Source organism: Terrisporobacter vanillatitrophus (assembly GCF_051148895.1).
In the GTDB taxonomy this organism is placed as follows: Bacteria; Bacillota; Clostridia; order Peptostreptococcales; family Peptostreptococcaceae; genus Terrisporobacter; species Terrisporobacter vanillatitrophus.
In genome coordinates, this window is record NZ_CP154625.1 from 3,168,142 (window position 1) to 3,180,541 (window position 12,400).

At 28.5% G+C, this 12,400-nt stretch carries 12 protein-coding genes; all 12 read right to left on the reverse strand.

The genetic code is table 11. The annotated features are described in order from the left end of the window. Positions 1–34: 34 nt before the first annotated feature. The gene (locus TVTCOM_RS15635; RefSeq protein ID WP_434797192.1) at positions 35–874 is read right to left on the reverse strand and encodes a pyruvate, water dikinase regulatory protein; all 840 of its coding nucleotides are present in this window, start codon (positions 872–874) and stop codon (positions 35–37) included. Positions 875–884: 10 nt separating this feature from the next. Next, a complete protein-coding gene (locus TVTCOM_RS15640) occupies positions 885–1,511 on the reverse strand; it encodes a helix-turn-helix transcriptional regulator (protein ID WP_434797193.1) in 627 nt (208 codons plus the stop codon). A 274-nt stretch (positions 1,512–1,785) separates the two neighbouring features. Further along, the gene (gene glyS, locus TVTCOM_RS15645) at positions 1,786–3,852 is read right to left on the reverse strand and encodes a glycine--tRNA ligase subunit beta (protein ID WP_434797194.1); all 2,067 of its coding nucleotides are present in this window, start codon (positions 3,850–3,852) and stop codon (positions 1,786–1,788) included. Continuing rightward, a complete protein-coding gene (gene glyQ / locus TVTCOM_RS15650) occupies positions 3,852–4,730 on the reverse strand; it encodes a glycine--tRNA ligase subunit alpha (protein WP_434797195.1) in 879 nt (292 codons plus the stop codon). The genes glyS and glyQ overlap by 1 nt, the downstream gene beginning before the upstream one ends. Before the next feature lie 142 nt (positions 4,731–4,872). Continuing rightward, complete coding sequence (locus TVTCOM_RS15655; RefSeq protein WP_434797196.1) at positions 4,873–5,475, reverse strand: DUF4342 domain-containing protein; 603 nt, start codon at positions 5,473–5,475, stop codon at positions 4,873–4,875. Next, entirely contained in the window at positions 5,476–6,237 is a 762-nt protein-coding gene (gene recO, locus TVTCOM_RS15660) for a DNA repair protein RecO (protein WP_434797197.1), read from the reverse strand. 194 nt (positions 6,238–6,431) lie between these two features. Further along, complete coding sequence (gene mgtE, locus TVTCOM_RS15665; RefSeq protein WP_434797198.1) at positions 6,432–7,805, reverse strand: magnesium transporter; 1,374 nt, start codon at positions 7,803–7,805, stop codon at positions 6,432–6,434. A gap of 11 nt (positions 7,806–7,816) precedes the next feature. Then, positions 7,817–8,707, reverse strand: coding sequence for a GTPase Era (gene era, locus TVTCOM_RS15670; RefSeq protein WP_434797199.1), 891 nt, complete (start codon positions 8,705–8,707; stop codon positions 7,817–7,819). 128 nt (positions 8,708–8,835) lie between these two features. Further along, on the reverse strand, positions 8,836–9,558 hold the full coding sequence (locus tag TVTCOM_RS15675) for a diacylglycerol kinase (protein ID WP_434797200.1): 723 nt from the start codon (positions 9,556–9,558) through the stop codon (positions 8,836–8,838). 5 nt (positions 9,559–9,563) lie between these two features. Further along, positions 9,564–10,025 carry an rRNA maturation RNase YbeY gene (gene ybeY, locus TVTCOM_RS15680; protein ID WP_434797201.1) on the reverse strand — a complete coding sequence of 154 codons (462 nt, stop codon included), beginning with the start codon at positions 10,023–10,025 and terminating at the stop codon, positions 9,564–9,566. Positions 10,026–10,047: 22 nt separating this feature from the next. Beyond that, positions 10,048–11,061, reverse strand: a complete 1,014-nt coding sequence (locus TVTCOM_RS15685) for a PhoH family protein (protein ID WP_434797202.1) — start codon at positions 11,059–11,061, stop codon at positions 10,048–10,050. A 31-nt stretch (positions 11,062–11,092) separates the two neighbouring features. Next, positions 11,093–12,388, reverse strand: coding sequence for a sporulation protein YqfD (gene yqfD / locus TVTCOM_RS15690; protein ID WP_434797203.1), 1,296 nt, complete (start codon positions 12,386–12,388; stop codon positions 11,093–11,095). Positions 12,389–12,400: the final 12 nt, after the last annotated feature.

Consider the following 12,400-nt stretch of genomic DNA (forward strand, 5'->3'; position numbering starts at 1 on the left):
TGAAATATTTATTTATGCAAATCTTAAAAAGATTTTAATTAGTTGTGTGTATTTTTTTCTTTAAACCATTTTCTTTCATAATATCTATAATTAATCCAGCTGTTTCTTCTATTGCTTTATTTGCAACATTAATAACTGGACAAGATAACTTCTTCATTACTCCTTCAGAGTAATCTAACTCTTCCAAAATCCTATCTAACTTAGCGTAATTTGCACTACTTGATAATCCAAGAGCTTTAAGTCTTGCTTGTCTTATCTCATTAAGCTTTTCTGGTGTATTAGTAAGTCCTATTATCTTTTTAGGGTTTATTTCATATATTTCTTTTGGTATTGGTATTTCTGGTACTAAAGGAATGTTTGCCACTTTTATATTTCTGTTTGCCAGATACATACTAAGCGGAGTTTTTGAAGTTCTTGATATACCAACTAAAACTAAATCTGCCTTTAATACTCCTCTTGGGTCTTTACCATCATCATACTTAACCGCGAACTCTATGGCTTCTATTCTTCTGAAGTATTCTTCATTCATTCTTCTGATTATACCAGGCTCTCTCTTTGGTGATTCTCCTATTTTTTCTGTTAATATATTTAATATTTGAGACATTAAGTCTACACAATGTAAGTTTTCTTTTGAACAGAAACTTTCAACAATATCGCCTAAATTTTCACTTACTAAAGTATAGACAACTATAGCATTTTCATTTTTAGCGCTTTCTAATATTTCAAGAAGAACTTCCTTATTAGACACATAAGGAAATCTTCTTATATCATAAGTTTCTTCTTTTATATCAAACTGTGATATGGCTGCTTTAGCAACTTGTTGTGCAGTCTCCCCTATTGAATCGGATATTGCATATAATATAAAACTCTCCATATTCTCCTCCTTAATTGTCTACAATCTCTAAGAATAATTTTGTAATATTTGTTTTTGATATTTTTCCTATTACCTTAATTTTATCATCTATATTTTCAACTACTGGAATAGAATCTATTTCATGCTCTATTATCTTTTTGGCTACTAAGATAACACTATCTTCTTTTTCTACTGTAATTATATTAGGAGTTCTAGTCATTATCATTCCTATAGGCATTTTATTCATATCTGCGCCACCTATAGTTGCCTTTAATAAATCTTTTCTTGATACTATGCCACATAAACTTTCATCATCTATGATAAAAATACTCCCAACATCTGATAAGAACATATTTACTATTACTTCATATAAGCTATCATCTTTTTTTGCTATTACAGGAATACTCATGATATCCTCAACCTTTTTATTTTTCATGTCGTTTCCTACTAAGTTAAGTTTATTTATTCCCGAATAAAAGTAACCTACTTTTGGTCTAGCATCTAATATTCCCGTCATTGTTAGGATAGCTAGATCTGATCTTAACGTAGCACGAGTAACATTTAACATGGAAGCAATTTGCTCACTTGTTATAGGTTCATTTTCTTTTACTATTTCTATTATCTTTTGTTGTCTTTGATTTAGTTGAATGACAATCACCTTCTTTCAATATGCTATACTTTTTCTCCGTTACACCTTATATAGTATATTATATATCTATATATGCTATTGTGTAAATAGATTTTTTCATTATTTATGATATATTTTTTAATTATTTCATTATTTATATACTTAGTTTTTACTGTCCTATTAATATTAATACACACTATATCAAGTTATACATAGTATTTGTGTTATACTAAATATCCTAAGCAAAAAATGCCTTCCTTTATTTTTCTTTTAAAAAGGAAGGCCAGTGCTTTTATATAATTGTTTATTTATAAACTATCTTAGATAAGTCACAAATAGTAAGCATTGTGCTATAAATTTGTTTTAATAATCCAAGTCTATTTTCTTTTATTACTTCATCTTTATCCATTATCATTACATTGTCAAATAAATTATCAACTAATGGTCTTAGTGTAGCAAAAGCATCTAGAGCTTCATTATATTTTTTATCTGATAATAAAGTCTCCACATTTGATTGTATTTCTTTAAAACCATTATATAATTTAATTTCTGCATCTTCTTTTAATAATTCTTCTTTAACTATATCAGTTGTCGCCTTCTCTGCTAAAGTAGAAACTCTGTTAAAAGCAGTTAACATTTCAACTAACTCATCTTTTTGAAGCCATCTATTTAATTCAAGAGCTCTCGTATGTATATCTGATATATCATCTAAGTTGTTATTTAATACTGCATCTATAACATCATATCTTATTCCTAAATCTTTGAATAAGTTTTTAACTCTCTCAACGAAAAATTCAACTATTTGACAAGCTATTTCTTCTTTATTAAATTCTAAATTAGAGTAGTTATCTAGTGATGCATTTATTAAATTATTTAAGTTAACAGATAATTTTTTATCTAATAATATAGAAAGTATTCCTAAAGCTTGACGTCTTAGGGCATAAGGGTCTTGAGAACCTGATGGCTTAATACCTATTGCAAAGAATCCTGATATTGAATCTAATTTGTCAGCTATAGATAATGCTATACCTGAATTAGTCTCTGGTAATATATCACCAGCAAACCTTGGTAGATAATGCTCAAATATACCTTCACATACTTCTTCATTTTCTCCACTTACTTTTGCATAATCTCTACCCATTATACCTTGAAGTTCAGTAAATTCGAATACCATATTAGTTACAAGGTCAGCTTTACAAAGTTTAGCTGCTCTTGCAGTATTTTCAGCACTCTCAGCCATACATAATTCATCAAGTATAACTTTAGACAATTTTTCTATTCTTAAAGTTTTATCGTAAACTGTACCAAGTTTAGCTTGGAATACAACTGTATGTAATTTGTCAACAAAGCTTTCTAAAGACTTCTTAGTATCTTCATTGTAGAAGAATAAAGCATCTGCAAGTCTAGCTCTAAGAACTTTCTCGTTACCAGCTTTAACTAAGTCTATTCTATTAGAGTCACCATTTCTAACAGCTATAAAGTTTGGTAATAATTTCTCATCTTTTAATACTGGGAAGTATCTTTGATGTTCTTTCATTGGTGTAGTTACAACTTCTTTTGGTAGCTTAACATATTCTTCGTCAAATTCACCATAAAAAGCTGTTGGATATTCTACTAAGAATGTTATTTCTTCTAGTAAATCATCATCAAATTCAACTTCTCCACCTAAAGAGTTGGCTACTTCTATAGCTTGCTCTTTTATCATTTCTTTTCTTTTATGTTGATCTAATATTACAAAATTCTTTTCTAATTTTTCAAAATATTCTTCTATTGAATTTACTTCAAATTCTTTTTCTCCTAAGAATCTATGACCTTTAGTAATATTAGAAGATTTTATACCTTCTAGGTTTACATCTAGTACTTCATTATTTAATAACGTAACCATCCATCTTATTGGTCTAGCAAATCTCATATTTTTACCACCCCAACGCATTGCTTTAGGGAAAGTTACATTTTTAATAGCTTCAGGAATTATATTTTTTAATACTTCTTTAGTATCTTTTCCTTCTTGTTTAATTGTACCAAATAAATATTCAGCATTTCCTGCTTGCTTAAAGTATACATTTTTCGGATCTAATCCTTTACTTTTCATAAATCCAATAGCAGGTTTTGTAAAGTTTCCTTCATCATCTACTGCTATTTTTTTAGCAGGCCCCTTAACTTCTTCTTCTAAGTCACTTGCTTTACCATCTAAGTCAACTATAACAAAAGTTAATCTTCTTGGTGTTGCATACTTTTCTATTTTATTAAAACTTACTCTTTCTTCTTTAAGTAATTTACTTAAATTGTTTTCTATTTGATCTAATGTAGTTTGTCCAAATCTTGATGGTAATTCTTCTACCCCAATCTCTAATAAAAGGTAATTATTCATTATTTGTCACCTTCCTTTAACAGTGGATATCCCATTTCTTCTCTTTGTTTTACATAAAGTTCAGCTACAGCTTTTGCCATATTTCTAACTCTACCTATAAATGATGCTCTTTGACTAACACCTATAGCTCCTTTGGCATCTAATGTATTAAAAGTATGAGAACATTTTAACACATAGTCATATGCTGGCACTACAAGTCCTCTTTCTATTATTCTTAATGCTTCTTTTTCATATGTATCAAATAAGTTAAATAACATATCTGCATCGCATTCATCAAATGAATATGTACTATTTTCAAGTTCCGCTTGTTTGAATACATCACCATAAGTTATAGTATCATTCCATTTTAAATCATAAACACTGTCAACATCTTGGATATACATAGCAAGTCTTTCTAGTCCATATGTTATTTCTCCAGTTTCTAACTCGCACTCTATTCCTCCAACTTGTTGGAAATATGTAAATTGAGTAACTTCCATACCATCTAACCAAACTTCCCATCCAAGTCCCCAAGCACCAACTGTAGTTGATTCCCAGTTATCTTCAACAAATCTTATATCATGTTCTAATGGATTAATTCCTATAGCTTCTAAACTCTTTAAATATAATTCTTGTATATTTTCTGGAGATGGCTTTAAAATAACTTGAAATTGGTGATGTTGATACAATCTATTAGGGTTTTCTCCATATCTACCATCTGCAGGTCTTCTTGATGGCTCTACATAACAAACACTCCATGGCTCTGGACCCAATGATCTTAAGATAGTGTTTGGATTCATTGTTCCTGCACCTTTTTCCACATCATAAGGTTGCATCATAATACATCCTTGCTTCGACCAGTAACTTTGAAGTGCTAGTATCATATCTTGAAAATTCATATTAATACCTCCTAAATTTAATTTCTTAACTATTTATAGCAACAAGGCCTTCCGTATCCACGAAAGGCCTTTTAATACTTCGTTTATATTTGTAAGAATAACAAAACATAAAAAATTTGTCAATAAACTAGCTCATTATTTGTTATTCTTCATCCTTTTTTTCTCTGTAGTCATTTTTATTAAGGTCAATTATAACTTCGTCATTATCACTTTCATTTTTATCTTCTGTATTTTTATTTTTCTTATCAACAGCTTGTTTTACATCTTTAGCAGCTGAACTTACCATATCTTTAATAATATTTAATTTTTCTTCGCTAAATTCGCCTAAATCAACTGTTGTGCCTTCTTCTTCATTTTCAATTTTTATTCTATACTTTGCAAGTACTGATGCTGATAAACCTATTAATGATAATATTGGTGCAAATACTACTCCAACAACTCCTACTGTAATAGGTATATTCATTATTATTTTTCCATTTTTTTCAATAACTATACGTATAACATTGCTTTTTCTTAAAAGTTCTGTAACTTCTTCTTTTATTTTATCTGAGTCTTTTCCAAATACATCTTCAAATGATTTTTTATCTTTATTTTCTTCTGCACCTGTAGAATTGTCTTGTAGTAAAATTATAGCATCAACCACATCTCCATCACATTTCAAAAGAGCTTCTTTTACCTGAGCATAAGTTGCTCCTGGTACCCTTTCCATCACCTGATCAATGGCTTCTATAGTTATTTTACTCATTTATTCCACTCCCTTTTTATTTAGACTTTTTAAAACATTTAATGATTTTTCATTTATATTTCCTAAATATTCATTCATGTAAATTTTCAAAATCTTATTTAGCTCATTTATTAGATATTTAGATACCTTTGCTTTAGAACATAAAAGCATATCATTTTTTAATATATAATCCATAAGTTTTGCTGTAGTTATATTAATCCTTAAGTTATGTTGGAAATTATCACTACACCTTTCACATAATATTCCACCTTCATATATATTAAATACAGGATTTTTAAAATTATTATTAAAACAGCTTACACATTTATTAACAATAGGTTTAAATCCTACATAATCTAAAAATTTAAGTTCAAAACATAAACTTACATATTCCATTTCTATATTTTCTTCACAAAATAAGTAAAGAGATTGAGCAAGCAATATAAATAGTCTGTTATTCGATTGATTGTCAATAATAAAATTGTCTATTAATTTTAGTATATGAGTTGCATAAGAAAAAGCCTCAAAATTATAAGATAAGTTATAAAAACTTTTTATAATTTCACTTTGGGTTACTCTATACATATTTCCTTCTTTTTTTAATGTAAAGTTAGAATATGCAAATATTTGTGAAGAGGATAATAAAGAACTTTTACTTTTCTTCGCTCCTCTAGCTATTGCAGCTATTTTTCCCAGCTTTCTAGTATATATAGTTAATATTAAATCATTTTCTTTATAGGTGACTGATTTAAGCACTATACCCTGGGTGTTTAATATTACCATTACTTATCTCCCTTTTATTCTTTCTTTTTAAGTAAGGCTTTATGATTATTAATATACAAGTAAGCTTCTATACTTCCACTTCTCTTAAAAAATTGCCAACATATATTGTGCATATTATTACCCCCTTCTTACATTATTTATAATATTTTTCGTAAGAATAGGAGAAATAATTCATATCTTTTAAAAACAATTTTTTACAGGAACATAGTTATTATTAAGAAAAATATACATATTCCTATAAAATCAAGTATTACAGAAACTAGAGGCGCAGATACTATGGAAGTATCTATATCTAATTTCTTTAATAAAGCAGGCACAAATGCTCCAATAGTAGCTCCAAATATCATATTTATCCATATTGCTACTCCTACAAGTAAAGCAATACTTTGATTGTTAATTATAATATATGTTCCAGCGCCTCCTATCAGTCCACATAATACACCTGTTATTATACCAACTAAAACTTCTTTTAGTGTATTATTTAAAGATGTCATATCTTTATTTGATAAGGTCATTATTGTTATAGATGATGATTGCATACCTATACTTCCACCTAAACATAATATAACTGGTAAGAAAAAAAGTATATTTACGTAAGTTGAATCTGTTCCAATAAAATCTAACTTTGTTAAAAGTATTGTTGATAACAATCCCATTATTAATATTATTATTAACCATGGCATTCTAGCCCTAACAGAAGATGTTACTTGTTGAATAGGTGTTGCATTTTGATCTTCTGCCACATCTCTTTCATGTTCTGAAGAACCTGCCAGTTTATATAGGTCTTCACTTGCTTCTTCTTCCATAACATCTATAATATCATCTACTGTTATTATTCCCTTTAATACTCCCTGTTTATCTATTACTGGTATAGCAATTAAATCATATTTTGACACTAATCTAACTGCTTCTTCTCTATCTTCATCTACATCTATTGAAATAATATTTTCACTCATTAAATCTTCTACAATAACTGAATCTCTTGCTGTTATCAACTCTCTAAGAGATAAAACACCAACTAGTTTTTCATCGTTATCTACTACGTAAATATAATATATTGTCTCTGCATCTAAAGCATTTTCTCTCATATGATCTATTGCTTCTTTTGCAGTCATATTCTTATTTATTTCAATATAACCAGGAGTCATTATACCACCAGCTGAATCTTCATCATATACTAATAATTCTTTAACATCATCAGCATCTTCTTTACTCAAAAGATTCATTATTTTATGTCTTTCTTCTTCTTCTATTTCGCTCAAAATATCTGTTAAATCATCTAATGACATTTGTTCTAAAATATTTCTGCCATGTTCTTGATCTATATTAGATAATATTGATTTAAAAAACTCTGGACCACTTTCTTCTAGAATAGAAGCCGACATATCTATTGGCAATACTTCAAATAATTTTATTTTCATATCTTCATCTAAGTTTTCCATTACATCAAAAATATCCATAATATGATATTCTTCTAGCAATTCTATTAGATCTAATAATTTATTATTTTCAAGTAAGGATATAACATCCCTCAACAAATCCCTGGAATCTTCTTGTTTCTTATCCATATAATCCACCTTTATTTATCATTGTAACCAAAATCACTTATGTAATTTTGAGAGTTTCTCCAATTTTCTTTTACCTTTACCCATAATTGAAGATTAACTTTAGCTCCTAAAAGCAATTCCATGTCTTCTCTTGCTGACTTCCCTATTCCTTTTAGTTTTCTACCATTCTTTCCTATAATTATACCTTTATGTGAACTTCTTTCGCAACAAATAACCGCAGAAATATCTATGATGTTCTTATCTTCTCTAAATTTCATTCTTTCTATTTCCACTGCCACACCATGAGGAACTTCATCATGAACAAAGTGTAATACTTTTTCCCTAATTAGCTCAGAAACTAAAACCCTTTCTGGTTGATCAGTTATCATATAGTCTGGGAAATACTTTGGTCCTTCTTCAAGATAACCTTCTATTACTTTTAATAATTCTTTTACATTTCTACCTTTTAATGCTGATACTGGCACTATTTCTTTGAATATACCTTCTTCATTATATAACTTCATTAAGTTAAATAAATCAGCTTCTTCTATTAAATCCATTTTATTTATTACTAAGACTACAGGAGTTTTTATATTTCGTAAATCTTCCATGATTTTTCTATCTCCTGGTCCTATTTTTTTCGATTCATCAACAACAAATAAAACTACATCTACATTTTTAAATGCATCTGTTGCTTGACTTACCATAAACTCACCTAGTTTAGTTTTAGGTTTGTGAATTCCTGGTGTATCTAAAAATACTATTTGGCAATCTTCATTTGTATAAACTGCCTGTATTGTATTTCTTGTTGTCTGAGGTTTATCGCTCATTATAGCGATTTTTTCTCCTATTACATTATTCATTAATGTAGATTTCCCAACATTCGGTCTACCTACTATACTTACAAAGCCTGACTTAAACATTTATGATTCTCCTAACTTTTCTTTTGATTGTTTATATTATTGTTCATTTTTTCATAGGTTTATATATCTATTCATTTCACTAATATTTTTTATAAAAATTAAATAAACACCTAATATTATAACACATTTTAGTAAAAGTTAATTATTTTTAATTGGAAAACTAACATAGCTACTAAAATACCTAACAATGCTCCTGCAACCGTCTCCCAAAATGTATGTATCTTTCCTTCGATCCTACTTTGCGCCACTAATATTGCCATAATATAACCTAATGCTGCTATTATAGGCCTTTCAATTAACATTGCAATTGATGTAGCTATGGCAAATGCAAGAGCCGCATGACCACTTGGCATTCCACCTTTAAGTGGAGTTCCTGTGGATGTTAATGACTTTACTACGACTACACATATTAGTACTAATACAATACATATCAAGGTAACATGAGGCTCTGATTTTCTTATGGTAAAAATTAAAGATTTTGATAAATCAGCAAATTTATCATAAAATATAAGATAGCCCACTGCAACTGCATTTAAAGCTGATATCAATACACCTCCAGCTGCCACATCTTTTGCTATTTTTGCCAGTTTATGGTACTTATCTGTGACCAAGTCAACAGTATTCTCTATAGCAGTATTAAACATCTCTGATATTATAACTAGACAAATTGACAATGTTAATATCATCATTTCTAACTTGCTTAAATCAAAAAATAAACTTACAATTAACACCGCTACTGCTATAAAGTAATGTATTTTCATATTTCGTTCATATTTAAATGTATATAATATACCCTGAATAGCTGCATTAAATGCTTCTATAATACTAGGGCGAGTTTTTTTATCTTTCATAAAAATTACTCCCTTGTTATACCAAGCTTATTTAAGATATGTTCTTCCTTTTCTCTCATTTCTTTTGTATTTTCTTCTGTATCATGGTCGTACCCTAATAAATGGAACATACTATGACATACTAAAAAACAAACTTCTCTTTCAAAACTGTGGTTATATTCTCTACTTTGTTCAAAAGCTCTTTCTAAAGAAACTACTATATCACCTAAAGATTCTTCTCCAAAGTCCACATCAAATTCTTCATCTACTAAAAGAGGAAATGATAATACATCTGTAGGCCTATTTACTCCCCTAAACTCTCTATTTAATTGATGTATTTCTTTATTGTCAACAAATGATAAACTTACTTCGTAATCATCATCATAACCTTCATAATCTAAACACTCAGATATAATATCTTTTATTTTTTCTATTAGCTCTTCTTTTATTTCTAATTTATCTTGTCTATTGTCTATTATTAATTCCATGTTTACACCTTCTATTATCGTCTTATTTTTTTGTACTTTTATCTTTCCTTTTCATATCCTGTTTTTTATTTAAATTAAATTCTTCTTTTTTCTCAAATTTTTCATACGCTCTAATTATTCTTTGAACTAGTTCATGTCTTACAACATCTTTTTCACTTAGGGCAATACTTCCTATTCCCCTTACATTAGAAAGTATCTTTGCGGCCTGAACTAAACCACTTTTTTTATTATTAGGAAGATCCGTTTGAGTTATATCTCCAGTTACTACAGCCTTTGAACCAAAACCAAGTCTTGTTAAAAACATCTTCATTTGTTCTGGTGTAGTATTTTGAGCTTCATCTAGTATGATAAATGCATTATCTAAAGTTCTCCCTCTCATAAAGGCCAGCGGAGCAACTTCTATCGTTCCTCGTTCCAAGTATTTATTAAATCTATCAGGTCCTAACATGTCAAATAAAGCATCATATAAAGGTCTTAAATAGGGATCTACTTTCTCCTTCATATCGCCTGGCAAAAATCCTAAACTCTCTCCTGCCTCAACTGCAGGTCTAGTAAGAATTATTCTACTTACTTCGTCATTTTTAAAGGATCTTACTGCCATAGCCACAGCTAAATAAGTTTTTCCTGTTCCTGCTGGACCAATACCAAAAGTTATATCATTATTTCTAATCAAGTCAACATATTCTTTTTGGCCTAAAGTTTTAGGCTGTACAGGATTTCCTTTTTTAGTTAATACTATTACATCCTCTAGCTCTTTTATCTTTCTTTCGCTTCCTTCAAATAATAATCCTAAAGAATAAGTAATACTTTGTTTGTCTAAAGACTTTCCTTTAGATACTGAATCATGCAATTCATTCATTAATCTAAGTGACAAATCTACATTTTTCTCTTCACCCATTAATACTATATTACCTTCTCTTAGTATCACATCTATGTTTAGAGCATTTTCTATTAATTTTATATTTTCATCAAAGTTCCCAAACAGTTCTCTTTCAAACTTTTCTTCTGATATTATAAATTTTTTTTGTATAATCAATTGAAATATTCCTCCTTAAGTGATATAGGGTTTATTGATTTTCTTTATCTTTAGTGTTAGTTTTTATATCTTCTTCTTTAAATTCATTTCTTATATCATTAATTGGTCTGTTTTGCGGATTAGAAGTCTTTTGCTCTCCTTCTTCTTGCTTTTTCTTTTCTAAATTAGACTTAATTATAGCTTCTGCCTCACTTTTACTTAATATATCAAGCTGAGCTATATCTTCACTTGTAGTTACTGTCACTACATATTCTACCATACTTTTATTTACATTATATTTATCCTTAGAATCTACTATCCTGGCTGATACTGGAATTTTATAATCTAATTCTTTTAATACTGCTGTAGATAATTCTTCTTTTATTTTTTCAACATCTATTTTACTTTCAACTTTTTTAACTTCATAAAAAGTGCTTACTATTATTTTCACAGGAAATTTGTAATCTCCTATTTTAAGTTCATGTGTTTTATTTTCAATTTCATAGTCCTTATATTTTATATTTCTCAATATTTTATATTTTTTATCATAGAAACTTATGGTATAAACTTTTTTCTTATTTTCGGTTCTTTGATTTTTAATATCTATGTAATTTGAAGATTTTTTTGCTTCATAAAAAGTTGTTGCCCAAACTTCTGGTAATGCTGCCGTATTAGCTCCATTGACTAGAACATCTCCTTTTTTTACTATGTCACCTTCTTCAACAAGTGCTTCACCACTTCTAGGTACTACTTTTTCTATTATACCATCTTTTGTTGCTATAATATTACAATAATTAGAGTTTTCTTCCGAATTTTGGCTTTCATCTTTTTTTGTTATGTTTACAAAAATATTAGTTCCTTTAACATTTATTGATACATATGCAATTTGATTAAATTTACTCATTATATTGTCTCTTATAATTTTTCTATCTATGCTTTTTTTATATACTCCTGGTTTAACTCCTTGTATGTAAAGTTCCTTTTTTAGAGCTGATTTGTCTATTCCCTCTGGCGCCGTAATATACACATCTGTAACAAACTGTGATGTTGACATTAATATGACCAAGGAAATTATTGCACAGATAACCATTCCTCTATAAGTATATATTCTTTTAGCAATAAAAGGAATGCCTGTCTGTTTTTTAACCTTAATATTAAACTTGTTGCTTCTATGAATTTTTTTTAACCTTTTAAAATTCTCTCTATCAATATTAAATTGAATTTTAGTTTTTTCTATCCTATTTACATTGTAAACATATATTTTATTTCTTATAAGGTAATTTAAAAAGCTTTCAGTCTCTAGTCCCTCTACAACAATCGTATAATATCCTCTTATGAAATTTATCACTACTATCTCCTC